This is a genomic window from Pseudomonas sp. RSB 5.4 (assembly GCF_037126175.1).
Lineage (GTDB): Bacteria > Pseudomonadota > Gammaproteobacteria > Pseudomonadales > Pseudomonadaceae > Aquipseudomonas > Aquipseudomonas fluorescens_H.
Genome location: NZ_CP146986.1, coordinates 5,091,924 through 5,118,398, shown reverse-complemented (window position 1 = coordinate 5,118,398; position 26,475 = coordinate 5,091,924). Strand labels below are relative to the sequence as shown.

14 protein-coding genes and 1 pseudogene are annotated in these 26,475 nt (G+C 59.8%); 7 read left to right on the top strand and 8 right to left on the bottom strand.

The features are described 5' to 3' along the window. Positions 1–39: 39 nt before the first annotated feature. The gene (glnE, locus tag V9L13_RS23105) at positions 40–2,979 is read right to left on the bottom strand and encodes a bifunctional [glutamate--ammonia ligase]-adenylyl-L-tyrosine phosphorylase/[glutamate--ammonia-ligase] adenylyltransferase (protein WP_338800628.1); all 2,940 of its coding nucleotides are present in this window, start codon (positions 2,977–2,979) and stop codon (positions 40–42) included. After that, on the bottom strand, positions 2,976–3,101 hold the full coding sequence (locus V9L13_RS23100) for a hypothetical protein (protein WP_256198919.1): 126 nt from the start codon (positions 3,099–3,101) through the stop codon (positions 2,976–2,978). Before V9L13_RS23100 ends, glnE begins: the two co-directional genes overlap by 4 nt. Positions 3,102–3,363: 262 nt before the next feature. Here V9L13_RS23100 and aceE point away from each other — a divergent pair, with 262 nt between their 5' ends. The 5 genes from aceE (at position 3,364) to msrA (ending at position 13,454) form a co-directional block, all read left to right on the top strand. Beyond that, positions 3,364–6,009 (top strand): pyruvate dehydrogenase (acetyl-transferring), homodimeric type, encoded by a 2,646-nt coding sequence (aceE, locus tag V9L13_RS23095; RefSeq protein WP_003220999.1) that lies wholly within the window; start codon positions 3,364–3,366, stop codon positions 6,007–6,009. 11 nt (positions 6,010–6,020) lie between these two features. Continuing rightward, positions 6,021–7,976, top strand: a complete 1,956-nt coding sequence (aceF, locus tag V9L13_RS23090; RefSeq protein WP_338800627.1) for a dihydrolipoyllysine-residue acetyltransferase — start codon at positions 6,021–6,023, stop codon at positions 7,974–7,976. A gap of 273 nt (positions 7,977–8,249) precedes the next feature. Continuing rightward, entirely contained in the window at positions 8,250–9,647 is a 1,398-nt protein-coding gene (locus V9L13_RS23085; RefSeq protein WP_338800626.1) for an alkaline phosphatase D family protein, read from the top strand. 239 nt (positions 9,648–9,886) lie between these two features. Further along, positions 9,887–12,583: a GGDEF and EAL domain-containing protein gene (locus tag V9L13_RS23080; protein ID WP_003220992.1), complete on the top strand. Its 2,697-nt coding sequence runs from the start codon at positions 9,887–9,889 to the stop codon at positions 12,581–12,583. Between the two features lie 205 nt (positions 12,584–12,788). Then, positions 12,789–13,454 carry a peptide-methionine (S)-S-oxide reductase MsrA gene (gene msrA / locus V9L13_RS23075; protein ID WP_003220990.1) on the top strand — a complete coding sequence of 222 codons (666 nt, stop codon included), beginning with the start codon at positions 12,789–12,791 and terminating at the stop codon, positions 13,452–13,454. Between the two features lie 126 nt (positions 13,455–13,580). Here the strand turns inward: msrA and rlmJ are convergent, their stop codons facing one another. Next, entirely contained in the window at positions 13,581–14,420 is an 840-nt protein-coding gene (gene rlmJ, locus V9L13_RS23070; RefSeq protein ID WP_003220988.1) for a 23S rRNA (adenine(2030)-N(6))-methyltransferase RlmJ, read from the bottom strand. A 324-nt stretch (positions 14,421–14,744) separates the two neighbouring features. Here rlmJ and V9L13_RS23065 point away from each other — a divergent pair, with 324 nt between their 5' ends. Next, positions 14,745–15,158, top strand: coding sequence for a hypothetical protein (locus V9L13_RS23065; RefSeq protein ID WP_338800625.1), 414 nt, complete (start codon positions 14,745–14,747; stop codon positions 15,156–15,158). Positions 15,159–15,255: 97 nt separating this feature from the next. Here V9L13_RS23065 and V9L13_RS23060 read toward each other — a convergent pair whose 3' ends face one another. From V9L13_RS23060 to putP, 5 genes and pseudogenes are all read right to left on the bottom strand, one after another. Beyond that, positions 15,256–15,576, bottom strand: coding sequence for a hypothetical protein (locus V9L13_RS23060; RefSeq protein WP_338800624.1), 321 nt, complete (start codon positions 15,574–15,576; stop codon positions 15,256–15,258). Between the two features lie 331 nt (positions 15,577–15,907). Beyond that, a complete protein-coding gene (locus V9L13_RS23055; protein ID WP_338800623.1) occupies positions 15,908–16,630 on the bottom strand; it encodes a DUF4123 domain-containing protein in 723 nt (240 codons plus the stop codon). Positions 16,631–16,757: 127 nt separating this feature from the next. Continuing rightward, positions 16,758–17,147 (bottom strand): hypothetical protein, encoded by a 390-nt coding sequence (locus tag V9L13_RS23050; RefSeq protein WP_338800622.1) that lies wholly within the window; start codon positions 17,145–17,147, stop codon positions 16,758–16,760. A 1,049-nt stretch (positions 17,148–18,196) separates the two neighbouring features. Further along, positions 18,197–20,197, bottom strand: a pseudogene (locus V9L13_RS23045) (type VI secretion system tip protein VgrG); the annotation flags it as partial. Between the two features lie 353 nt (positions 20,198–20,550). Next, entirely contained in the window at positions 20,551–22,035 is a 1,485-nt protein-coding gene (gene putP / locus V9L13_RS23040; RefSeq protein ID WP_003220979.1) for a sodium/proline symporter PutP, read from the bottom strand. A 458-nt stretch (positions 22,036–22,493) separates the two neighbouring features. Between putP and putA the strand changes: the two genes are divergently transcribed. Continuing rightward, the gene (putA, locus tag V9L13_RS23035) at positions 22,494–26,447 is read left to right on the top strand and encodes a trifunctional transcriptional regulator/proline dehydrogenase/L-glutamate gamma-semialdehyde dehydrogenase (RefSeq protein WP_338800621.1); all 3,954 of its coding nucleotides are present in this window, start codon (positions 22,494–22,496) and stop codon (positions 26,445–26,447) included. Positions 26,448–26,475: the final 28 nt, after the last annotated feature.

Below are 26,475 nucleotides of genomic sequence, written 5' to 3'. Positions count from 1 at the left end.
GCTCCCACAGGGGCCATCAGGTGTTTCAAATATCCGGTTTCAGCTTAGCCCCAACTCTTTCCAGATCCGCAATACCTGCCGGCGCTCCTCGACAAACTGGTCGCCTGCAATCACCCCGGCATCCTTCTGCAAGGCCTGTCGGTGGGCGGCGGAGCGGTAGGCTTTATAGGCCTCACGCAGCAGACTGGCATCTTCGGCAGGCATCAGCCCTTCGTGTTCCAGCTCTTCCAGAATGCGGATGTTATCGGTCCAGCGCAGCAGTGGCGGGTGGCTGTGCGACCACGCCAGGGCCGCGTATTGCACCATAAATTCAATATCGACGATACCTCCGGCGTCCTGCTTGAGGTCGAACGGCGCTGTAGCCTCAAAGGCATTTGCCGCCGTGCCGGCCGCCGTGCTCTTGCTGCCGAGGTTATCGCGCATCTTGGCGCGCATCTCGCTGACTTCCTGCTGCAGCTTCGCCAGATCCCGCGCCTTGCCCAAAACCTGCGCGCGGACTTTCTCGAAGGCCTGACCGACATCCTGACTGCCGACCAGCACCCGCGCCCGCACCAGCGCCTGATGTTCCCAGGTCCAGGCTTCATTTTCCTGATAGCGCTCGAAAGCACCGAGCGAACTGACCAACAGCCCCGACGCGCCGGACGGGCGCAAACGCATGTCCACTTCATACAGCTGACCGGAGTTGGTCTGCGCCGTCAGCAAGTGAATGATCCGCTGCCCCAGCCGGGTGAAGAACTGCGCGCCATCGATTGGCTTCGGCCCATCGGTTTCCGCCTGCGGATCGCCGTCATGGATGAACACCAGATCCAGATCCGAACCATGCCCCAGTTCCAGCCCGCCGACTTTCCCGTAACCGACAATGATGAAGCCGGGATCGCACAGGGTGCCATCAGTGCGCAGCGGCGTGCCGTACTTGGCCACCGTCTGACGCCAGGCCAACGCCAGCACTTGCTCGAGAATCGCCTCGGCCAGCCAGGTCAGGTAATCGCTGACTTTCATCAACGGCAGGCTGCCGGCGATTTCCGAGGCAGCGACGCGCAAGCGGTGCGCCAGTTTGAAGTGACGCAGGGCTTCCATCTGCTGTTCGAGGTCGTCTTCGGGAATCCGCGTCAGGCGTTCGCGCAACTCGGCAGCCAGTTCCGGCGCCAGGGGCGGCTTGAACAGCCGGCCTTCGTTGAGCAATTCGTCGAGCAGCAGCGGGAAACGGGTGATCTGCTCGGCAATCCACGGACTGGCCGCACACAGCGTGAGCAAACGCCGCAGGGCGCCGGGATTTTCCGTCAGCAACACTAAATAAGCCGAACGTCGGGCGACCGCTTCGACCAGCGGAAGCACCCGCTCCAGCACCAGATCCGGGTTGTCATGCTCCACCGCCTGGGCCAGCAGGCGCGGGATAAACGCATCAAGACGCTCGCGACCCAGCCGCTGCATCGCGCGCAATTGCGGACTGCCACGCAGGCTCGCCAGCGCTTTCAGGGCCTTGGTCGCATCGGCGAAACCGCCCTCTTCGAGCTGCCGGCAAGCGGCCTCTTCATCCTGCGCCTCTTCCCACAGCGGCAACCACTCACCGCCGACCACCACTTCGCAGTCGGCGCCCTCTTCTTCATCGGGATCGGCGATCACCTGCGCAAAGTGCCAGGCCACGCGACCGCGCCAGAACATCAGTTTTTCGTGGAAAGCTGCCCAATCGGCAAAACCGAGCATGAACGCGATACGCGCCTGATCCTGAGCGCCGTCCGGCAACATCTGGGTCTGGCGGTCGGCAATCGCCTGGATCGCGTGCTCGGTGTAACGCAGGAATTCGTAACCTTCGCGCAGCTCATTGATCACCGCCGGCGGCAGATAGCCCTGCCCTTCCAGCGTGCTCAGCACCTTTAATAGAGGACGCTGTTGCAGGCTCAGGTCGCGCCCGCCGTGGATCAACTGGAAGGCCTGGGCGATGAACTCGACTTCGCGGATACCGCCGGAGCCGAGCTTGATGTTGTCGGCCATGCCCTTGCGCCGCACTTCCTGCTGGATCAGCTGCTTCATGGTGCGCAGCGCTTCGATCGCCGAGAAATCCAGATAACGCCGGTAGACGAACGGGCGCAGCATATCGAGCAACTGCGCGCCGGCCGTCTGATCGCCGGCCACCACTCGCGCCTTGATCATCGCGTAGCGTTCCCAGTCGCGGCCCTGGTCCTGGTAATACTGCTCCAGCGCATTGAAGCTCAGCACCAGCGCGCCGGACGAACCGTACGGGCGCAGGCGCATGTCAACGCGGAACACGAAACCGTCGACGGTCATCGGGTCGAGGGCCTTGATCAGGCGCTGACCGAGACGGATGAAGAATTCCTGATTATCCAGCGCGCGTTTCACGCCGACGGTTTCGCCGCCCTCGGGGTAGGCGAAGATCAGGTCGATGTCCGACGACAGGTTCAGCTCGACCGCGCCAAGCTTGCCCATGCCGAGGATGACCATCTGCTGCGGCAGACCGCTGCGCCGACCGGTCGGCGTACCGAACTGCTGGCAATGGCGGCTGTACAGCCATTGGTAGGCTTGATCGATGGTGGCGTCGGCCATGTCCGACAGGTCGCGGCAGGTCTGTACCAGATCAGCCTGGCGGTTCAGGTCACGCCAGATGATCCGCACTTGATGGCGGGCACGCTGGCGACGCAGGACGCGACCGAGTTCGTCTTCGCTTTGCGCGGCAGCCACCGCTGCGGCAATCTGCGCACACAATTCCCCCGGTGCGAACGGCCGATCGAGTTCGCCGGACTGCACCAGCGACAGCAACATCAAAGGGTCACGAACGCTCTGTTCAATGACGAAATCGCTGGCGGCACTGACGCGGGCGAATTGCGCCCAGCGTTCCGGCGTCCAGTTGGAGAAGCCATGATCGTCTTCCAGCGCGGCGACGGCCGTACGGAACGACTGCTCGGATCGAGTGACCAACGGCAGGAGAATGGCGGGGAGTTCGGCAAGCACGGGCAGGGTCATGGTCTATCCTTGATCGGCGTGTAAATGGCCGCTTGTAGTGTTTGATGAAAACCCGCTACGCGAAGGACTGTCGAACAAAAGTTAGAAATAGCTGAAATTTCTTCTTCTTTGGCATCCAGCATCAAACTTTCACCTTTTTCGGATGGTAATCGACCAACCTTAACGATTATTCTCACAACGCAGTCGGAGGCCACAAGCCTTTCCTCTGTAGTTTTACTACTCGTCTATACAGGCGAAAGGCTGAAATGCTCAAAGATTTGTAGTAAAACTACACGCCGCCGGAACAACCTGTCGGCAATCCAAGAATTTTAAATCGTCTGCCCACAAGGCCAGTCGCAAACTCAGGCAACCGATTCTGGAAGCCTTTCCGCCCTGGAGCAAGCCATGCAAGACCTCGATCCCGTCGAAACCCAGGAATGGCTGGACGCCCTGGAATCGGTTCTCGACAAAGAAGGCGAAGACCGTGCTCACTATCTGATGACCCGTATGGGTGAACTGGCGACCCGCAGCGGTTCGCAGCTCCCTTACGCCATCACCACGCCTTACCGCAACACCATCCCGGTAACCCACGAAGCACGCATGCCTGGCGACCTGTTCATGGAACGCCGCATTCGCTCGCTGGTGCGCTGGAACGCGATGGCCATGGTAATGCGTACGAACCTGAAAGATTCTGACCTGGGTGGTCACATCTCCAGCTTCGCTTCCAGCGCGACCCTGTATGACATCGGCTTCAACTACTTCTTCCAGGCCCCGACCGACGAACACGGCGGCGACCTGATCTACTTCCAGGGCCACACCTCGCCAGGCGTTTACGCCCGTGCGTTCATGGAAGGCCGCATCACCGAAGACCAGATGAACAACTTCCGCCAGGAAGTCGACGGTCAGGGCCTGTCGTCCTATCCGCACCCTTGGCTGATGCCTGACTTCTGGCAGTTCCCGACCGTATCCATGGGTCTGGGCCCGATCCAGGCGATCTACCAGGCACGCTTCATGAAGTACCTGGAACACCGCGGTTTCATCCAGCCGGGCAAACAGAAAGTCTGGTGCTTCCTGGGCGACGGCGAGTGCGACGAGCCGGAATCCCTGGGCGCGATCTCCCTGGCCGGCCGCGAGAAGCTGGACAACCTGATCTTCGTCATCAACTGCAACCTGCAGCGCCTCGACGGCCCGGTTCGCGGCAACGGCAAGATCATCCAGGAACTCGAAGGCGTGTTCCGCGGTGCTCAGTGGAACGTGACCAAAGTCATCTGGGGCCGTTTCTGGGACCCACTGCTGGCCAAGGACGTCGACGGCATCCTGCAACGTCGCATGGACGAAGTCATCGACGGCGAGTACCAGAACTACAAAGCCAAAGACGGCGCGTTCGTTCGCGAGCACTTCTTCAACACGCCTGAACTCAAGGCGATGGTTGCCGATCTGTCCGACGACGAGATCTGGAAACTCAACCGTGGCGGCCACGACCCGTACAAGGTCTATGCGGCGTACCACGAAGCGGTCAACCACAAAGAACAACCAACCGTCATCCTGGCCAAGACCATCAAGGGTTATGGCACCGGTGCCGGCGAAGCGAAAAACACTGCGCACAACACCAAGAAAGTCGACGTCGACAGCCTGAAGTTGTTCCGCGACCGCTTCGACATCCCGGTCAAGGACGAAGAGCTGGAGAACCTGCCGTTCTTCAAGCCAGAGCCAAACAGCGCCGAAGCCCGCTACCTGAGCGAGCGCCGTGCTGCACTGGGCGGTTTCGTACCGCAGCGCCGCGCGCAGAGCTTCAGCGTACCGACCCCGGACCTGGACACCCTGAAAGCCATCCTCGATGGTTCGGGCGACCGTGAAATTTCCACCACCATGGCCTTCGTGCGGATCCTCGCGCAACTGGTCAAGGACAAGGAAATCGGCCCGCGCATCGTGCCGATCATCCCGGACGAAGCCCGTACCTTCGGTATGGAAGGCATGTTCCGTCAGCTGGGCATCTACTCCTCCGTCGGCCAGCTCTACGAGCCAGTCGATAAAGACCAGGTGATGTTCTACAAGGAAGACCAGAAAGGTCAGATCCTTGAAGAAGGCATCAACGAAGCGGGCGCCATGAGTTCCTTCATCGCCGCCGGTACTTCGTACTCCAGCCACAACCAGCCGATGCTGCCGTTCTACATCTTCTACTCGATGTTCGGCTTCCAGCGTATCGGTGACCTGGCCTGGGCCGCCGGCGACAGCCGTACCCGTGGCTTCCTGATCGGCGGCACCGCCGGCCGTACCACCCTGAACGGTGAAGGCCTGCAGCACGAAGACGGTCACAGCCACCTGCTGGCCGCGACCATCCCGAACTGCCGCACCTACGATCCAACCTACGGCTACGAGCTGGCGGTGATCATTCAGGACGGCATGAAGAAGATGACCGAAGAGCAACAGGACATCTTCTACTACATCACCGTGATGAACGAGTCGTACCAGCAGCCAGCCATGCCGGCCGGTGCCGAAGAAGGCATCAAGAAAGGCATGTACCTGCTCGAAGAAGACACCCGCGATGCAGCGCATCACGTACAGCTGATGGGCTCCGGCACCATCCTGCGTGAAGTGCGTGAAGCGGCGAAGATTCTGCGTGAAGAGTTCAACATCGGCGCTGACGTATGGAGCGTCACCAGCTTCAACGAACTGCGTCGCGACGGCCTGGCCGTTGAGCGCAGCAACCGTCTGAAGCCTGGCCAGAAGCCTAAGCAGAGCTACGTTGAAGAGTGCCTGAGCGGCCGTAAAGGTCCGGTCATCGCTTCTACCGACTACATGAAGCTGTTCGCCGAGCAGATCCGTCAGTGGGTACCGTCCAAGGAATTCAAAGTCCTGGGCACCGACGGTTTCGGCCGCAGCGACAGCCGCAAGAAACTGCGTCATTTCTTCGAAGTCGACCGTCATTTCGTGGTGTTGGCAGCCCTGGAAGCACTGGCTGACCGTGGTGATATCGAACCTAAAGTCGTGGCTGAGGCCATCGTCAAGTTCGGCATCGACCCGGAAAAACGCAACCCACTGGACTGCTGAGGAGACATTTTGTGAGCGAACTCATTCGCGTACCTGACATCGGCAGCGGTGAAGGTGAAGTAATTGAACTGTTTGTGAAGGTCGGCGACCGTATCGAAGCCGACCAGAGCATCCTGACCCTGGAATCGGACAAGGCCAGCATGGAAGTGCCGGCCCCGAAAGCCGGCGTCATCAAAAGCCTGAAAGTGAAGCTGGGCGACCGTCTGAAAGAAGGCGACGAACTGCTCGAGCTGGAAGTCGAGGGCGCCGCTGCTGCGGCCCCTGCTCCTGCTGCTCCGGCCAAGAAAGCCGAAGAAAAACCGGCTGCGGCCCCTGCCGCCGCCGCGCCAGCCGCTGCGCCTGCTGCCGCTTCGGTGCAGCAAGTGCACGTGCCGGACATCGGTTCGTCGGGCAAGGCCCAGATCATCGAGATCCAGGTCAAGGTCGGCGACAAGGTCGAGGCTGATCAATCGCTGATCACCCTCGAATCCGACAAGGCGAGCATGGAAATCCCGTCGCCTGCCGCAGGCGTGGTCAAGGCCATCAGCGTCAAGCTCAACGACGAAGTCGGCACCGGCGACCTGATCCTCGATCTGGAAGTGGCGGGTGCTGCGGCCCCTGCTGCGGCCGCTCCGGCTCAGGCTGCTGCGCCAGCCGCTGCCGCTGCGCCTGCTCCTGCAGCAGCCCCGGCTGCTCCAGTTGCCGACAGCGTTCAGGACATCCACGTTCCGGACATCGGTTCGGCCGGCAAGGCCAAGATCATCGAAGTGTTGGTCAAGGCTGGCGACAGCGTTGAAGCCGACCAGTCGCTGATCACCCTCGAATCCGACAAGGCAAGCATGGAAATCCCATCGCCTGCCGCTGGCGTGGTGGAAAGCGTTTCGATCAAGCTGGACGACGAAGTCGGTACCGGCGACCTGATCCTCAAGCTGAAAGTCAAAGGCGCAGCGCCTGCTGCTGCCCCGGCTCCAGCTGCCGCTGCTGCAAATGCTCCGGCACCTGCCGCTGCTGCTCCGGCTGCCGCTGCACCTGCGGCTGCCGCTCCGGCCGCTGCTCCGGCCAAGCCTGGTGCCAAAGTTCACGCCGGCCCGGCCGTGCGTCAACTGGCCCGTGAGTTCGGCGTCGAGCTGAGCGCTGTAGGCGCCAGCGGTCCGCACGGTCGCATCCTCAAGGAAGACGTGCAGGTTTACGTCAAGGCGATGATGCAGAAGGCCAAAGAAGCGCCGGCTGCTGGCGGCGCAACCGGTGGCGCGGGCATCCCGCCGATCCCGGTCGTGGACTTCAGCCGCTTCGGTGAAATCGAAGAAGTGCCGATGACCCGCCTGATGCAGGTCGGCGCTGCCAACCTGCACCGCAGCTGGCTGAACGTGCCGCACGTGACGCAATTCGACTCGGCGGATATCACTGAGCTGGAAGCGTTCCGCGTTGCGCAGAAAGCCGTCGCAGAGAAGGCCGGCGTCAAGCTGACCATCCTGCCGCTGCTGCTCAAGACCTGTGCGCACCTGCTCAAGGAACTGCCGGACTTCAACAGTTCGCTGGCGCCAAGCGGCAAGGCGATCATTCGCAAGAAGTACGTCAACATCGGTTTCGCGGTCGACACTCCTGATGGCCTGCTGGTACCGGTCATCAAGAACGTCGACCAGAAGAGCCTGCTGCAATTGGCTGCAGAAGCTGCTTCGCTGGCTGAAAAAGCCCGCACCAAGAAGCTCTCTTCGGACGAGATGCAAGGCGCCTGCTTCACCATTTCCAGCCTCGGCCACATTGGCGGCACCGGCTTCACGCCGATCGTCAACGCGCCGGAAGTGGCGATCCTCGGTGTTTCCAAGGCAACCATCCAGCCAGTCTGGGACGGCAAAGCCTTCCAGCCGAAACTGATGCTGCCACTGTCGCTGTCCTACGATCACCGTGTGATTAACGGCGCTGCTGCTGCACGCTTCACCCAGCGTCTGGGCAGCCTGTTGGGCGACATCCGCACCATCCTGCTGTAAAGCGTTCGGCCCTCCGGCAACGGAGGGCCGATTGCGTCCCACGTTTTCGAGCGCCACACGCTCGTACCTCAACCCCGTCAGTTTGACGGGGCTTTTTTTGCCTAGAGAAAAGTACAGCGCCTCTTCCTACAAGTTCGGTTTACTTGAACTACGAACGCAGTCCACTTCGCCTCGATATTTTTCGTCGACCGCCAACTAATCTTTGCCTCCCGATCAAATAAGCAACTTCCTGCGTTATTTATCAAAACCAGACTTACTCGAATGGATTCGAATATGTTCAAACCAACTATCGGCCCGATTATCGGCCACACCACAACTAATCATGCCCGCATATTCATGCGCGCAGACAATCAAGGCAACGCACCGGTATTTGCCGCCATTCGCCATCGGACTGCAGGAACACAACAGTGGTCAGCAGGCACTTTCGCTGAGCCCAGCGCACTGCGCGACATGACCGAAGTGTTCACCCTCAACAACTTGAGCAGCGACACCGAATATGAATACCAGACCGGCTGGTTCAGCCCGATGAATCCGGTACATACCGTGGACAGTGTCGCCGAACTGCCGCTGCAGTGGCCCCGGGAAATCTATCGATTGCGCACCCGCTCCAGCAAAGCCCTGCAGCCAAGGGCCTATATCGTCGGCTCCTGCCGTTACTTGCGCATGACCGCCGGCATCCCGTCGCTGCCGCAACTGGGAGATCGGATCTTTGCTTCCATCAACCAGTTGATCGAAGGCGCGCAACCACCGATCAGTGCCACGTTAATGACGGGCGATCAGATTTATGTCGACGACCTCAATCTAATCGCACCTGATCGTGAATATAAGGAAATCCTCAGCAAGTACCGTGCGGCATTCTCTCAACCCAACATTCAGCGTTTGATGTCCGGTACATCGACTTACATGATCCTGGATGATCACGAAATCGAAGACAACTGGCCGGCGAACGCCAGCAAGTCTGATCAAGTGTTATATCGCAATGCCATGGCCGCCTATGAAATCTATCAAGCCAGCCACGGCCCTGCGCACGAGCTTACAACTAACAAAGAGGTGAATCGCGCAAAGCTCGAGCACTACTGGTATCAATTCAGTGACGGTGACATCGAATGGTTTGTGACGGACAGCCGCACTCGACGCAACTTGTCAGCCGATGATCGGCGCATACTGGATGAGGCGCAGGAACAGGCGCTGCTCAAGTGGCTGATCAACAGCCCGGCGCGAGTGAAATTCGTGGTGACCAGCGTAATGTTCTACCCGGATCGCAAACTGCATGGTGACGATGCCTGGAAAGCCTTCCCGGAGCAGCGCTTGCGGCTGCTGGAAACCATCCGCACCCGACGCATCAAGAATGTCGTGTTTGTCTCGGGCGATGTGCATGGCTCGCTGACCTCGCGCCTGACCCACAGCGAAGACCCGGACTTCGAAGTCCACACCATCGTTTCCTCGCCGTTTTGCAACAGCAAGCTGTTGCCCTATGCCAAGGCGTCGACGTTCATCCTTGATCAACCGCTGGCGCGCACGGCAGCAGGCGATTATCAACATGAATTGACCAGCACAGTGGTCAGCGAAGACAACTTCGCCCATGTGGTGGTTGAGGCCGGAAAAATTCAGGTCAATTACCATGATCGCGACGGCAAACGCCTGCAATCGATCGAAATCAACCTGCGCTGAAGCCCTGAACAAAATGCCGTTCCCGCGCGCGAAGCGCTCTGGAACGGCACTCGCGGCGCACATCCGTATTACTTTTTGCCACGCGCTGGAGAAATGCCCTGTGCGGCCGACATATTCTTATAGCACTTGGCCTTCATCTCTCTTGTCAGTCGGTGCCGCAATGATGCAACCTTGCCGCAGGCAACAGTAAAGAGGGCGCGAGCCCGGCGCGTTCAGCATATTTCCAAGCGAGTTCCTTCATGAAGAGCCAACCCGATGCCGCCAGCCGTATGGCGGTCGAGGTAGTGACGCAGCTGCCTGTGCCCTCGCGGCTCGGCATGCTGCGTTTCGAGCGCTTGAATGAAGCGAGCTGGGCGATGCTGTTTCTCGACCCCAACTGTGAACGCCAGTTCGGCCAGCCAGCCGTCGAATTGTGTGCGTTGGTCGGCTCGCCTTACGCCAGCCTGATGGAACCCGAAGCGCGCTATCAACTGCACGACACCATTCAGCAACAACTGCGCGACAGCCCGCATTATCTGGTGCGCTACACCCTGCACACCGCCGCTGGTGCGCTGAGCATCCTTGAGCTGGGCGAGGCCTATAAGCAGCACAATCGGCACTTGCTGCGCGGTTATCTGCTGGCGGTCGATGATGTGTTCGACGGCGCGCCAGCGGTGCCCTGCGTCGACCTCGAAACCCAGAATTCGCGCCTGCAGATCGCTTTGGAACTGAACCAGCGCGCCCAGCAGGAGCAACTGCAGCACCTGGAGCGGGTACGCGCCCAGCAGGATCTGATTCTGTTGCTGGCTCGCCAGCGCTACAGCAGCCACAACTCGCTGCAGGAAGCCGCCGAGCTGATCACCCGCAGCGCCTGTGATATCTATGAGATCGACTGTGCCAGCCTGTGGAACCTCGAAGGCAGCCTGCTGGTGCCGATTTCGGCGTATCACCGCGCGACGCAGGAATACATCCTGCCGGAGGTGATCGACATCAGCGGCTTCCCCGACTACATGGAAGCCCTGCACGGCAGCCGCGCCATCGACGCGCACAATGCGATGCGCGACCCGCGCACCCGCGAGATGGCCGAAGCCCTGCGTCCGCGTGACGTCAACGCGATGCTCGACGCCAGCATCCGCGTCGATGGCCAAGTGGTCGGCGTGCTCTGTCTGGAGCAGACCGGCGTCACCCGCGCCTGGCAGTCCGATGAAATCGCCTTTGCCGGTGAACTGGCCGACCAGTTCGCCCAGGTCATCAACAACCATAACCGGCGTACCGCCACCAGCGCGCTGCACCTGTTCCAGCGCGCCGTCGAACAAAGTGCCAACGCCTTTCTGCTGGTCAATTGCGACGGCGTGGTCGAGTACGTCAACCCGAGCTTCACCGCGATCACCCAGTACTCCACCGAAGAAGTCCACGGCCAGCGCCTGTCGGAGCTGCCGGCGCTGGAAAACCTCAGTGAGCTGCTGTTCGACGCGCCGTCGGCGCTGGCCAAGAGCAACAGCTGGCAGGGCGAATTCAAGAGCCGGCGCAAGAACCTCGAACCGTACTGGGGCCAGTTGTCGATCTCGAAGGTGTATGGCGACAACCGCGAACTGACGCACTACATCGGCATCTACGAAGACATCACCCAGACCAAACTGGCGCAGCAGCGCATCGAACGTCTGGCGTACACCGACAACCTGACCAACCTCGGCAACCGCCCGGCGTTTATCCGCAATCTGGATGAACGCTTCGCCCGCGATAGCGATACCCCGATCAGCCTGCTGCTGGTGGACATCGACAACTTCAAGCGGATCAACGACAGCCTCGGTCACCAGACCGGCGACAAGTTGCTGATCAGCCTCGCCCGCCGCTTGCGCAACAGCCTGAGCCCGAGCGGCAGCCTCGCGCGGTTCGCCAGTAACGAATTTGCGGTGCTGCTCGACGACACCGACCTCGCCACCGGCCAGCAGATCGCCAACCAGTTGCTGGCGACCCTCGACAAGCCGATGTTCGTCGACAACCAGTTGATCAGCGTCACCGGCTCGGTGGGTCTGGCCTGCGCGCCGCTGCATGGCCGCGATCCGCAAACCCTGATGCGCAACGCCGGCCTCGCCCTGCACAAGGCCAAGGCCAATGGCAAACACCAGGTTCAGGTGTTCACCGAAGCGCTGAACGCCGAAGCCAGTTACAAACTGTTCGTCGAGAACAACCTGCGCCGCGCCCTGACCCAGAACGAGCTGGACGTGTTCTACCAACCCAAACTGTGCCTGCGCAGCGGTCGCCTGCTCGGCATGGAAGCGCTGCTGCGCTGGAATCACCCGGAACGCGGCATGATCCGCCCGGACCAGTTCATCAGCGTCGCCGAAGAAACCGGCCTGATCATCCCGATCGGCAAGTGGATCGCCCGCCAGGCCTGCCGTATGAGCAAGGCGCTGACCGCCGCTGGCCTGGGCAATCTGCAAGTGGCGATCAACCTGTCACCGAAGCAGTTCTCCGATCCGGATCTGGTCGCCTCGATCGCCAACATCCTCAAGGAAGAAGCGCTGCCGGCCAATCTGCTCGAACTGGAGCTGACCGAAGGCCTGTTGCTGGAAGCCACCGAAGACACTCACTTGCAGCTCGATCAGCTCAAGCGTCTGGGCCTGACCCTGGCCATGGACGACTTCGGCACCGGTTACTCGTCGCTCAGCTACCTGAAGAAATTCCCGATCGACATCATCAAGATCGATCGCAGCTTCATCCACGAAATCCCCGACAACCAGGACGACATGGAAATCACCTCCGCGGTGATCGCCATGGCCCACAACCTGAAGCTCAAAGTCGTGGCCGAAGGCATCGAGACCGCCGAACAACTGGCGTTCCTGCGTCGCCACCGCTGCGATGTCGGCCAAGGCTACCTGTTCGACCGGCCGATCCCCGGCGGTGAGCTGATTCAGGCGCTCAAGCGCTACCCGCGCGGCCCACTCTGCCTCTAGCCCCCACCGATGTCCCTGTCGATGAACTCCCCTTGTGGGAGCGGGCTTGCTCGCGAATGCGGTTTGTCAGGCAATGTTGATGTCGACTGACACACCGCATTCGCGAGCAAGCCCGCTCCCACATTTGAATAGTGCGAAATCCGGCATCATTCGGCACACTGACGGTCTGACTTTTTACATCCCATCCTGACTGAGAGGAACGATCATGGTTCTGCGCTCGGAAATTCTGGTGAACAAAAACGTGCTACCGACCAAAGAACAAGCGCTGCCCGGCCGCGAAACCGCGATGACCCTGCCTGAAAAGCATTTCGTCTTCGAAGAAACTCCCTTGCTCGGTCCATTCTTTCAGGACGTCGACTTTGCGATCTTCGGTCTGGGTTGCTTCTGGGGGGCGGAGCGCCGCTTCTGGCAGCGCGAAGGCGTGGTCAGCACCGTGGTTGGCTACGCCGGCGGCTACACGCCGAACCCGACCTACGAAGAAGTCTGCTCGGGCCTGACCGGCCACGCCGAAGTGGTACTGGTGGTGTATGACAAGGCCAAAGTCAGCTACGAAGAGCTGCTGGCGATGTTCTGGGAACTGCATAACCCGACGCAGGGCATGCGTCAGGGCAACGACATCGGCACCCAGTACCGCTCGGTGATCTACGCCACCTCGCCAGAGCAACTGGACGCTGCGCTGAAGAGCAAAGCGGTGTATCAGGCTGAACTGTCGAAGGCTGGCCTGGGCGAAATCAGCACCGAGATCGAGCAGGCGCCGACCGTGTACTTTGCTGAGGCTTATCACCAGCAGTATCTGGCGAAGAACCCTGAAGGTTATTGCGGGATTGGCGGCACCGGCGTGTGCATGCCACCGAGCCTGGCGGGTAACTAAACCGCCAAAGCATCGCGGGCAAGCCCGCTCCCCACAGGTTTAGCGCCGACTTCAAAATGGCGCAGTACTTTGTGGGAGCGGGCTTGCCCGCGAAGGCGTCCGTTCAGACACCGCTAAAACAGTTGATCAGCTCTCGGCGATCAACCAATCCATCTGCCACCCACCCTGGGTCTGCCCAAGCTTCTTCGACAACCACGGCAGCAGTTCACGCAATTCTTCCTCCAGCCCCCACGGCGGATTGGCAATCGCCATCCCGGAGCCGTTCAGGCTGTTCGGCGTATCCAGCGGATGCACCAGCAGTTCCACACGCAGCAACTTCGGCGCGCCGGTACCGGCCAGATCCTGATAGAAACGGCGCAACGCACGCTGATCCTTCACCGGATACCAGATCGCCGCCACGGTTTGGCGCATCCGGCCAATCGCTTCTTTCAGCGACGCCGCACACTTTTGCATCTCGTCGAGCTGCTCGAACGGCGGATCAATCAACATCACCGCACGCTTCTCCTGCACCGGCAACATCGCCCGCGCCACATGCCAGCCCTCGCCCAGATGCACCTTGACCCGACGGTCGCCGGCCATGTTCTCTTTGAGCTGCACGCCGTCTTCCGGGTGCTTCTCGTTGAGCATCACCCGATCCTGCGGCCGGGTCAGACGCCGCGCCAGCTCCGGCGAACCCGGGTAGTAGCGCAACTGGCCATCCGGGTTCATCTCGTGCAGCACCTTCATGTAGTCGGCGGTCAGCGCCGGCAGATCCGGCTGATCCCACAAACGCGCGATGCCTTCCAGGTACTCGCCGGTACGGTTGGCCTGATCACCCTGCAGGTCATACAGACCGATGCCGGCGTGCGTATCGAGATAGGCAAACGGCTGCTCCTTGCGCGACATCAGCGCGATGAGGCGGGTCAAGGTCAGGTGTTTGAACACATCGGCGTGATTGCCGGCATGGAAGGCGTGACGATAATTCATGGCTGCTCCTGCGAAGGGCGCAAAGTTTACCTTTTACCGGGCGGCAAGTCAGGGGTTGGCGGCCGAGCGGACAAAAGCCGGCCCTCACCCTCTCCCGGAGGGAGAGGGGACTGACGGTGGTGAACTTGCGAGTTACATCGACCTGAATGATCAGCGTGATCTCAGGCTTGGCCAACTGACGTTCACCACCGAAGGCGCAGGTCGGCGTACATCACCCAGACAACTCGGTCAGTCCCCTCTCCCTCTGGGAGAGGGCTAGGGTGAGGGGCTTTGCTTTTATGGCGTTAAACTGGCGAACCATGAACGACAGGAAGTCAAAAACTCATGCAATATCTGATCATCTGCTTATTCAGCCTGCTTAGCCCATACCTCGCCCTTGCCGACGAAACTGACATTGAACAGGCACGCCAGTCACTAAAAAACTACGGACTGAGCCACTGCATTCTGAAGCCATTCAACGAACGCTCCGCGCTGGAAAAAGACATCGCACTGTCCGCCAATGCCTATTCGTTCATGGGCAAAGGCATGCATACCATTTTGCAAAATGAAGACACGCTCCAGGTGCTGCACGATCCCTACAAAGAAACCCGAAACTACGTGTTGGCGGCTTACGAGCAGAAACCTTCAAACAGTAAATACTCGAATGAAAAAGTAGTGTTTTTTGGGTGCATGAAGGTCTACAACTCCGAGGCGCTCGACCGCTTTATCAAAACTCAGGATGCGTATATCGCTGATTGAGCCAAAGTCCAAAGATCGCAGCCTTCGGCAGCTCCTACACAGGATTGGCGTCCCCCCCTGTAGGAGCTGCCGAAGGCTGCGATCTTTTGCTCTTTTTTCAGGCCGGCATCGCGCTCAAGCGTTTGCCGATGACATCCAGCACATCGCAGCCGTCACGCAGCGGAATGGCGCAGAGCATGGCGAAGTCGCTGAGGATGATCGAGTCGCACTCGACCGAGCCGCGCATGCACATGTTTTCCAGCACTTGAATCACGGCGCGGATGCGGTGGTTGGCGGCGTCCATTAGGATGTCGAGGGGGACTTGGGTGTCGATGAACAGCGTGGGCATGTCGCTGCAGTTGCCAGTCAGGGCCATGAAGCGGTTGTCGGGATGAGGGATGATTTTTTCGTAGGGTGGGTCGGGTTTAAGCATCGTCATATTTGAGCATTCTCGAAGTTCTAAATTGAGACTGCCATCGACCTTCCTACGGGTTTGGGTGGCAGCCATGCGCGGGAGTAGGAACTGAGGAACTTCAAATCAGCCACGTCGAAACGTGTCCCGCACACAGCCGCCATGAAAGGCGTTGTGGACACTGGTTAAGTGTCGCAACCAATCGACGGTACTGATGCACATTTGAAGTTCGGGTTCCTACACCCTGCCACCACTCTCGCAGTGACAACGAAAAGACTATCCCCGCAACCCACCGCCCACCAGTTCATGAAATCCGCCGCAACTCGCGGGAAATTTCCGAAGTCTTCGCCCGGAAATTTCATTCTGCTTCGTCCTGCAAATACGCCAATAACGCCGATTGCGTCAAATCTTCCGACGCTGAAACTCGAAAAAACTGGCTGACCTTGCAGCGCAAAACCGACTCGGGAAATGCCTCGAACAACGCCGGACATTCCTCGCTCAGCCACTGCACAGCGTTACTGACCTGAACATCAGCTCCGTCCGCTGCCAACACCGATTCCGGCACTTTCCACCATGGAAACACCAGCCCGGAAACCTGCGCCTTCCCCCCGATATCAATGGCCTGACCATTAATCAGTCCACGCGAGATCACCGGCAACAGCTGCGCCGCGCTGACCGCCTCGCACTGCAAGATCGGCGACAAAAACCGCCCATCCCAAAAACGGAAAAACACCGCTTTGCCGTCCAGCATCAACACCTGGGTCAAACTGCGAAAATGCTCAACCACCACTTCAAGGCTCGCCGAAGAAACCGCCAGCCAGCCCCAATCAAGAGATTCAGTAGTTGCCACCCAATCGAGAAACTCACTGTCCACAGCGACAATTCCCACGAAGGGCATCACGGCATCCCACTCGGCGTAAATAGTGTCCGCCCAAATCGGACTTGGCGCTTGTGCGGTAGTTGACCCGCTCCAGACCTTGAACGGGTCGCCATCGCTGGTTCTGCTGAGAACTGCAAACAGTTGCTCATCGGCCATTAACGGCTGACGCTGTAACCAATGTTGGGGAATTAGTTTATTCATTCAAGGGCCTATGCAGCGCTCGACAATATCGAGAATGCTGTTATCTACAAAAAACAAATGGCTGAATTACAAACCAGCGTAAAGAGACAACCTGAATGACAAAAACAGATTGATCATCGAAAAGTGGTTAACTCAACCAACCATTAACCTTCCCCAACACCACACCGATTATTGCAATGGCGCTTAACACCAACATCATCCAATTGGGAAATAGAATTATCCGCCGCAAGCCTACAGGCAAGGCTTCGTAATCCTTGGCGTCCAGCTCTCCATTTCGTATGGATTTACGCGAGAAGATCATGAGCGTGCCCACACTACTAATAAATAGAAATCGGCCAATCGGCTCCCATCCCAAGGTGTGTTTTCTAGAAATAACAGCTGGTGAATTGCTCAAACACTTAAAGATATCCCGCGCAAAAAAATAAGCGACAAACAGCAAAATCAATGACGACAGAAAAATAAGGGCAATCAATACCAAACCACTTAACAGGAACAGTATTTCAATATCCGATCTCATTTCTGGATCTCGTAGACAACATCTGCCCCTTGCTCGCCCCAATCCCCGAAAGTATTGCCCAACACAGCGGTACTCAAACCAGTCAACACAAGACCGCAGGCGATTCCGCCAGCCCCCAAAGTGCTAAGCCCGATAGCGGCACACACCGGACTCGCGATTGCCGCCCCTGCGGCTCCGCCCATGACAATTCCACTAAATTTCCCACTTTCGGTGAACCGCACTCTCCTGCAAGCCTCTTCAGTACCCTCTCGACAGGTCTCCTTGACCTTAATTCCCGATGCTGTGGCCTGTAGCCCAACTCCGATCCAGCCCCCCACTTTTATTACCTTGCTCGCTTTACTTACCCCCTCAATATGCGTCGCATACCCCGGAATTCCGGCTGAAGTACCCACCTTGCTCCAGTGATGGACAAGGCTGCGACTGGAAATGCCCAGCGCTTTCCTAAGGTTCGGGTGATCTGGCAAACCGACCGTTTTTCGCATTAAGGGACTGAGGCTGTTATCCAGTTGCGTCATCAACTGTTTTCGCTTTTCAAAGAAATCAGCGCCTTTAAGCTTGCCGTGCTTATCGAAGGTTTCCTTATGCAGTGCCTCCAACTCACTCAACGTGCCTGCGAGATTTTTTAAGTGATTACTGAACATCGCTGCCCCAATCCCGACGCTCGTCGAACCCTGCGATAAAAACGACTCAATCTCTCCATGATGCCGCGCCATAAACTCGGCCTCCGAGTCACTCATCGGCGCCAACGCCGCATCAACTTTCTGCGCCGCCTCCATCAGCAACGCCTCTTCCCGCGTGCATTGCGCATTACGCGGATCGCTGAGGACGATCAGTAGCCCAGGTTTGGCGTATTGGGTGAGTTGCGGATTAAGGCTGCGAAATTTCTCCAGCACGGCCGGATCTGGCTGCGGGAACAGTATCGATTCAAGCGCAGAGCGAGACATTCCCTGCTCAACAATATGAAAGCCCGGCTCAACGCTCGAAGGCGCCGGCCGGGCTGAGGGCTTTGGGGATTGGGTCAACGCGCTCGGGGTCGGGGTCGGGCAAAATCCGTCCTTGCAGCGCTCGCACTCCTCACAAAATGGCGCATCACTTTTCAGGCTCATGATTTGTGCCAGCGTGAGGATCGCCGCGGGCGCGGCCGCCAGTTTTTCCGGCAGACCCGGCACACTCGGGGCCGCGCTCATCGCCGCCATCGGCGCGCCACCGACCTGAATCGGTACGCTACTGAAAATCCCGCCGGGGCCGATGCTGATCCACTGTCCGCCGGCCTGAATCGTCGCGCTCGCGCCGCCGTCGATCACCACTTGCTGGCCGGCGCTGAGGTGGACTTGTCCGCTGGCACTGGTGGCCTGATTGCTCACCCGAATATGCCGATCACCGACCACCGTCAGGTGATCATCCTGTTTCACTTCGGTCTGGCGCTGACCGTGGGTAATGCGCTGCTCGTCAGCCTTGAGTTCATGGCTGGCAAGTCCGGTGACGACGATGCTGCGCTGGTTGTCGACCTGAACCTGTTGGTCGTGCAGTACATGCTGAGTCCAGTTGCGCTGGGCGCGCAGGTAGATTTCTTCGGCGCCCTTTTTGTCCTCGATGCGCAGCTCGTTGTAACCGCCGCCACCGGGACTGCTCTGGCTGCGAAAGATGCTGCGGGTCTGGTCGGCGGGCAGGTCCAACGGCAGCGGAGTTGCCGCGTTTGGTAGGCAACCCATCACCAACGGCTTGTCGGCATCGGCGTCGATGAAACCGACCAGCACTTCCATGCCGACCCTTGGGATCAGCACGCTGCCGTAATGGTCATGCGCCCAACCCGTGGCGACGCGCAGCCAGCAACTGGAATGCTCGTTGAGCTCGCCGTCACGATCCCAGGCCAGTTGCACCTTGACCCGGCCGTACTCGTCGCAGTGGATTTCCGTGTCTTGCGGCCCGGTGACCACGGCCGGTTGATAGCCGGGCATGCGCGGTTTTTCCGGCCCCAACGCCGGGCGAAAGAACACCTCCCACGGCGTGGCAAGAAAGGTATTACGGTAACCCTGGAATTCTTCCCCGTCGCTGGTGACCGATTCCTCCAGCACTTGCGGTTGTCGCCCACGGTGCTCGATGGCGGTGAGCAGCCACAGGTCATTCCAGTCCTGGCGTGGATGCTCGCTCAGTTGCAGGAAATGTCCGCAAACCAGTGCGGATACGTCGCTGATGCCCTCAGCCTGACGGTAGTCGGCGACATGCCTTTCCAGCGTACGTTGCGCCAGTTGCCTGCCGGTTTCTCGATCGTTGAATTGGCCGGGAAAGTGATAGTCCTCGAGCACCGGGCGCTGCTCACTGTCGCTGCGGCTTTGCAGTTGCAGTCGCGGCTTTTCGAAGTTGTAGTCGCGCCGGGTGACCACGCTGGTGCGAGTCTCCACCCGGACATTGAAGCGCTTGATGGCCGGCGCCGTCGACGCCATGCCGCTGCCCGGCAAATACAGCGTCGGCTCGGCCAGGCGCGGGAACACCGTTTGATCGTCGCCGAACACCAACACGTGGCCTTCGGGACTGTGCTGAAAGTGGTAATGAATACCGACCTCGGCACACAGCCGCTGAATGAACGCCAGATCGCTCTCGGCGTACTGCACACAATATTCACGCACCGGGTAATCGCTGCCGAGGCGGAACTCGAAGGCATCGCGCAGGATTGCGTGATCCTTGAGGATCTGCGCGACGATCTGCGGAACCGTCTGATGCTGAAAAATCCGCTGGTTGATGCGGTGACCGAGGTAGGTCAGACGCGGCACCAGGCTCAGGTGATAGCGCGTCAGACGTTTCCCGGAATCGCCCTGCCCGACCCGATAAATCTGACCGTGAATACCACTGCCATCGGCATCGAAGCCAAGAAACGCCGGACAGTGCAGCAGGCTTTCGAGATCCAGATCGGGGCGCTCACTGACCAGTTCCAGCTCGAAACGAAAGGGTTGGCTGATGGCTTCCTTGCCCGTGAACTCAAGGACTTTGAGGTCATGCTGGGCGCCTTCGAGGGTCAACGTAAAACGCGGTTGATTGGCAGGCGCGAACATCCGATGTCTCTCTGCAGAATGAGGGCGGGCGATTCTGCATGAGGGGCAAGGGGTGTTGGTTGGGTGACGGGAAAATCAGATTTGCCCTACTTTTTCTGGCGAAAAAGCCTTCGCAAATCGGTGTATCCGACTACAGACAACCCTCTCAAAATCACCACCGAAAAACTGTGGGAGCGGGCTTGCTCGCGAAAGGGCCGTGTCAGTCGACATTGATTTCATTTGACCCACCGCATTCGCGAGCAAGCCCGCTCCCACAGGGGATCTATGCTGAGTCAGGGATATTGCAGACATAAAAAACGGCCCGCCTCCTTGTAGGACGCGGGCCGTTTTCCTGTGAGCCGCAGCTCAGTGCATCACTTGTTCAGGTGGAAATCTTTTTCCGCTGCCTGGAAGCGTTGCACCATGCCAGCGGTCGGCGCGCCGAGCTTGCTGACGATGTAGATCGCCAGGCTGGCGAAGATGAAGCCCGGGATGATTTCGTACAGCCCCATCACCTCGAAATGCTTCCACACCACCACGGTGATGGCGCCGACCAGAATGCCGGCCAGCGCGCCGTTGCGGGTCATGTCTTTCCAGATCACCGAGATCAGCACCACTGGACCGAACGCGGCACCGAAACCGGCCCAGGCGTAGGACACCAGGCCCAGCACGCGGTTTTCCGGGTTGGCGGCCATGGCGATAGCAATCAGCGCCACCAGCAACACCATCGCGCGGCCGACCCAGACCAGTTCAACCTGGGAGGCGGATTTGCGCAGGAAGGTTTTGTAGAAGTCTTCGGTGAGGGCGCTCGAGCACACCAGCAGCTGGCAGCTCAAGGTGCTCATCACAGCCGCGAGAATCGCCGACAGCAAGACACCGGCAACCCAAGGGTTGAAGAGGATTTTCGCCAGTTCGATGAACACCCGCTCGTGGTTCTCGGTCACGGGACCGGCCACTTCCGGGTGCGCCGAGAAGTAGGCGATGCCGAAGAAGCCCACGGCGACGGTGCCGCCCAGGCACAGGATCATCCAGGTCATGGAGATGCGACGGGCGTTGGCAATCGACTTCACCGAGTCAGCGGCCATGAAACGCGCAAGGATGTGCGGCTGACCGAAGTAACCCAGACCCCAGCCCATCAGCGAGATGATGCCGATGAAGGTGGTGCCCTTGAGCATGTCGAAGTTGCTTGGATCCTGCGCTTCGATGGCCAGGAACGTGGTATCGACGCCGCCGGTGGCCAGCAGCACGATGATCGGCGTCAGCAGCAGCGCGAAAATCATCAACGTGGCTTGTACGGTATCGGTCCAGCTCACCGCGAGGAAACCGCCGACGAAGGTGTAGGCAATCGTCGCCGCCGCACCGGCCCACAGCGCCGTCTCGTAGGACATGCCGAAGGTGCTTTCGAACAGACGGGCGCCGGCCACGATGCCGGATGCGCAATAAATGGTGAAGAACACCAGAATCACGATCGCCGAGATGATGCGCAGCAGGCCGCTCTTGTCTTCAAAACGGCTGGAGAAGTAGTCCGGCAGGGTCAGGGCATCGCCGTTGTGCTCGGTCTGCACGCGCAGACGGCCGGCGACAAACAGCCAGTTCAGGTAGGCGCCGACGATGAGGCCGATGGCGATCCAGCTTTCCGACAGACCGGACATGTAGATGGCACCCGGCAGGCCCATCAGCAACCAGCCGCTCATGTCGGAAGCACCGGCGGACAGAGCCGTCACGACGCTGCCCAGGCTGCGGCCGCCAAGAATGTAGTCAGAGAGGTTGTTGGTGGAGCGATAGGCCATGAAGCCGATCAGCACCATTGCTGCGATGTAGATCACGAAGGTGATCAGTGTTGGATTGCTTACGCTCATTAAGTTACGCCCTGGCTTTGTTTTTATGTTGCAGCGGTGATTGATCGTCCACAAACGACGACGTTTGGCAGACGAAACGGGATCCCGCGCATTTAGGACTGATGTTTCCCCAGGAAAGCCACCAGCCGATGCACCGGGCATTCCCGGTTGCACCTTGGGCGCGAATGCTATGCAACAAAGCAAAAAAGGTGCAACCAGTTTCTGGCAATTAAGTTGCACCTAGTCAAATACAACGATAAATACGCGGTTTTTGCTCCCTTTTAGCGCAGTCCAAGCACTTCGCTTAGAAGCAAAAGCACCAAGCCAGAGCGGCACTTCAGTACCAGAAAATAATTCCTGACGAAGCGTTTATTTTTCCGACAAAAAAAGGGTTGCACCCGGTTGCACCTCACTCAGCGCACGGCTAATCTTGCCGCCAGCTGATGCCACGCAACTGTGGCAACCATGAGGATAAAAATATGGCTACCACCACCCTTGGGGTCAAACTTGATGACCCGACCCGCGAGCGCCTGAAGGCTGCCGCGACCTCGATTGATCGCACCCCGCACTGGCTGATCAAGCAGGCAATTTTCAATTACCTGGAAAAACTCGAGGGTGGTGCAACCCTGACCGAGCTGAACGGTTTGACCACCAAGGACGCCGACGACGCCGGTGAAGTCCAGAACGATCACGCCCACCAGTGCTTCCTCGAATTCGCTGAAAGCATCCTGCCGCAATCGGTACTGCGCGCTTCGATCACCGCCGCTTACCGTCGCCCAGAGCCGGAAGTGGTGCCGATGCTGATCGAGCAGGCGCGCCTGCCGGCACCGATGGCCGAAGCCACCAACAAACTCGCCGCGTCCATTGCGGAAAAACTGCGTAACCAGAAAAGTGCCGGCGGTCGTGCAGGCATTGTTCAGGGCCTGCTGCAGGAGTTTTCCCTGTCGTCCCAAGAAGGCGTGGCCCTGATGTGCCTGGCCGAAGCGCTGCTGCGCATCCCGGACAAGGGCACTCGCGATGCACTGATCCGCGACAAGATCAGCACCGGCAACTGGCAGCCGCACCTGGGCAACAGCCCGTCGTTGTTCGTCAACGCCGCGACCTGGGGTCTGCTGCTGACCGGCAAACTGGTGTCGACCCACAATGAAGCCGGCCTGACTTCGTCGCTGAGCCGGATCATCGGCAAGAGCGGCGAGCCGATGATCCGCAAGGGCGTCGACATGGCCATGCGCCTGATGGGCGAGCAGTTCGTCACCGGCGAAACCATCGCCGAAGCACTGGCCAACGCGAGCAAGTTCGAAGCCAAGGGCTTCCGTTATTCCTACGACATGCTCGGTGAAGCGGCGCTGACCGAACATGACGCGCAGAAGTACCTGGCGTCGTACGAACAAGCCATCCACTCGATCGGCAAAGCCTCCCACGGTCGTGGGATTTATGAAGGCCCGGGCATTTCCATCAAGCTCTCGGCCCTGCACCCGCGTTACAGCCGTGCGCAGTACGAGCGCGTGATGGATGAGCTGTACCCGCGCCTGCTGTCGCTGACCCTGCTGGCCAAGCAATACGACATCGGCCTGAACATCGACGCCGAAGAAGCCGACCGCCTGGAGCTGTCGCTGGATCTGCTCGAGCGCCTGTGCTTCGAGCCGCAACTGACCGGCTGGAACGGCATCGGTTTCGTTATCCAGGCTTATCAGAAGCGTTGCCCGTACGTGATCGACTACGTGATCGATCTGGCCCGCCGCAGCCGTCATCGTCTGATGATCCGTCTGGTGAAAGGCGCGTACTGGGACAGCGAAATCAAGCGCGCCCAGGTCGAAGGCCTGGAAGGCTATCCGGTCTACACCCGCAAGGTGTACACCGACGTTTCCTACATTGCCTGCGCCCGCAAACTGCTGGCGGTGCCGGAAGTCATCTACCCGCAGTTCGCCACGCACAACGCCCACACCCTGTCGGCGATTTATCACATTGCCGGTCAGAACTATTACCCGGGCCAGTACGAATTCCAGTGCCTGCACGGTATGGGCGAACCGCTTTACGAGCAAGTTGTCGGCAAAGTGTCCGAAGGCAAGCTGAACCGTCCGTGCCGCGTGTACGCACCGGTCGGTACTCACGAAACCCTGCTGGCGTACCTGGTACGACGTCTGCTGGAAAACGGCGCTAACACTTCGTTCGTCAACCGCATCGCCGACCAGTCGATTTCGATTCAGGAACTGGTGGCCGATCCGGTGGCCCAGATCGAGCAGATGGCGACCGTGGAGGGTGGTTTCGGCCTGCCGCACCCACGCATTCCGCTGCCGCGTGACCTGTATGGCTCCGAGCGCGCCAACTCCAGCGGCATCGACATGGCCAACGAACATCGTCTGGCCTCGCTGTCCTGCGCCCTGCTCGCCACCGCGCACAACGACTGGAAAGCCGCGCCGATGCTCGGTTGCGCTTCCAGCAACGAAGCGCCGGCACCGGTGCTGAACCCGGCAGATCACCGCGATGTGGTCGGTCACGTGCAGGAAGCCACCGTCGAAGATGTCAACAACGCGATCCAGTGCGCCCTTAACGCCGCACCGATCTGGCAGGCCACCCCGCCGGCCGAGCGCGCGGCGATTCTGGAGCGTGCCGCTGATCTGATGGAAGGCGAGATCCAGCCACTGATGGGCCTGCTGGCCCGTGAAGCCGGCAAGACCTTCGCCAACGCCATCGCCGAAGTCCGCGAAGCGGTCGACTTCCTGCGTTACTACGCAGTGCAGGCGCGCAACGATTTCAGCAATGACGCCCACCGCCCACTGGGCCCGGTGGTGTGCATCAGCCCGTGGAACTTCCCGCTGGCCATCTTCAGTGGTCAGGTCGCTGCCGCACTGGCCGCCGGTAACCCGGTCCTGGCCAAACCGGCAGAGCAGACTCCGCTGGTCGCCGCGCAAGCCGTGCGCCTGCTGCTGGAAGCCGGGATTCCCGAAGGCGTGCTGCAACTGCTGCCGGGTCGCGGTGAAACCGTCGGTGCCGGTCTGGTCGGTGATGAGCGCGTCAAAGGCGTGATGTTCACCGGCTCCACCGAAGTCGCGCGCCTGCTGCAACGCAATATCGCGGGTCGCCTCGACAGCCAGGGCCGTCCGATTCCGCTGATCGCCGAAACCGGCGGGCAGAACGCGATGATCGTCGACTCCTCGGCACTGACCGAACAAGTGGTGATCGACGTGGTGTCCTCGGCTTTCGACAGCGCCGGTCAGCGTTGCTCGGCACTGCGCGTACTGTGCCTGCAGGAAGATTCCGCCGACCGCGTCATCGAAATGCTCAAGGGCGCGATGGCGGAAAGCCGTCTCGGCAACCCTGAGCGTCTGTCCGTGGACATCGGCCCGGTGATCGACGCCGAAGCCAAGGCCGGCATCGACAAGCACATCCAGGCCATGCGCGACAAAGGTCGCAGCGTGTACCAGGTGGCTATCGCCGACAGCGAAGAAGTCAAACGCGGCACCTTCGTCATGCCGACCCTGATCGAGCTGGAAAGCTTCGACGAGTTGCAACGCGAGATCTTCGGCCCGGTGCTGCACGTGGTGCGCTACAAGCGCAAGGACATCGACCAGTTGATCGGCCAGATCAATGCCTCCGGTTATGGCCTGACCCTCGGCGTGCACACCCGCATCGACGAGACCATCGCCAAGGTGATCGACAACGTCAACGCCGGTAACATCTACGTCAACCGCAACATCGTCGGTGCCGTGGTCGGCGTGCAGCCATTCGGCGGCGAAGGCCTGTCGGGGACTGGCCCGAAGGCCGGTGGTCCGCTGTACCTGTACCGCTTGCTGTCGACCCGTCCTACTGACGCGATCGAACAATCCTTCGCGCGCGGTGATGCAGCCGTCGCCCCGGACGTGCGTCTGCGTGATGCCATGAGCAAACCGCTGAACGCCTTCAAGGCCTGGGCCGAGAGCAACCAGTACGCCGACCTGAGCACCCTGTGCGTGCAGTACGCCGCGCAATCGCAAAGCGGCATCACCCGCGTGCTGGCCGGCCCGACCGGCGAGAAGAACAGCTACGCGATCCTGCCGCGTGAACACGTGCTGTGCCTGGCGGACGTCGAAGGCGATCTGCTGACCCAACTGGCGGCGGTATTGGCTGTCGGCGGTTCGGCGGTATGGCCGGAGTCCGACATCAGCAAGGCCTTGTTCGCACGCCTGCCGAAGGAAGTTCAGGCGCGGATCAAACGGGTTGCCGACTGGCACAAGGATGAAGTGGTGTTTGATGCCGTGCTGCATCACGGTCATTCCGACCAGTTGCGTGGTGTCTGCCAGCAGATTGCCAAGCGCGCCGGTGCGATCGTTGGCGTTCAGGGCTTGTCCCAGGGCGAGACCAACATTGCGCTGGAGCGTCTGGTGATCGAACGGGCGTTGAGCGTCAACACCGCAGCGGCGGGGGGTAATGCGAGCTTGATGACCATCGGTTAAACCCGAGTAGTCAGGCAACCGCGATGGT

Coding starts and splice junctions, on each gene's coding strand:
- aceE (WP_003220999.1), top strand. CDS start 3,364: ATGCAAGACCTCGATCCCGTCGAAACCCAGGAATGGCTGGACGCCCTG.
- V9L13_RS23080 (WP_003220992.1), top strand. CDS start 9,887: ATGAAGAGCCAACCCGATGCCGCCAGCCGTATGGCGGTCGAGGTAGTG.
- V9L13_RS23065 (WP_338800625.1), top strand. CDS start 14,745: ATGCAATATCTGATCATCTGCTTATTCAGCCTGCTTAGCCCATACCTC.
- V9L13_RS23060 (WP_338800624.1), bottom strand. CDS start 15,576: ATGACGATGCTTAAACCCGACCCACCCTACGAAAAAATCATCCCTCAT.
- putP (WP_003220979.1), bottom strand. CDS start 22,035: ATGAGCGTAAGCAATCCAACACTGATCACCTTCGTGATCTACATCGCA.
- V9L13_RS23055 (WP_338800623.1), bottom strand. CDS start 16,630: ATGAATAAACTAATTCCCCAACATTGGTTACAGCGTCAGCCGTTAATG.
- V9L13_RS23050 (WP_338800622.1), bottom strand. CDS start 17,147: ATGAGATCGGATATTGAAATACTGTTCCTGTTAAGTGGTTTGGTATTG.
- V9L13_RS23100 (WP_256198919.1), bottom strand. CDS start 3,101: ATGCTGGATGCCAAAGAAGAAGAAATTTCAGCTATTTCTAACTTTTGT.
- V9L13_RS23085 (WP_338800626.1), top strand. CDS start 8,250: ATGTTCAAACCAACTATCGGCCCGATTATCGGCCACACCACAACTAAT.
- rlmJ (WP_003220988.1), bottom strand. CDS start 14,420: ATGAATTATCGTCACGCCTTCCATGCCGGCAATCACGCCGATGTGTTC.
- msrA (WP_003220990.1), top strand. CDS start 12,789: ATGGTTCTGCGCTCGGAAATTCTGGTGAACAAAAACGTGCTACCGACC.
- glnE (WP_338800628.1), bottom strand. CDS start 2,979: ATGACCCTGCCCGTGCTTGCCGAACTCCCCGCCATTCTCCTGCCGTTG.
- putA (WP_338800621.1), top strand. CDS start 22,494: ATGGCTACCACCACCCTTGGGGTCAAACTTGATGACCCGACCCGCGAG.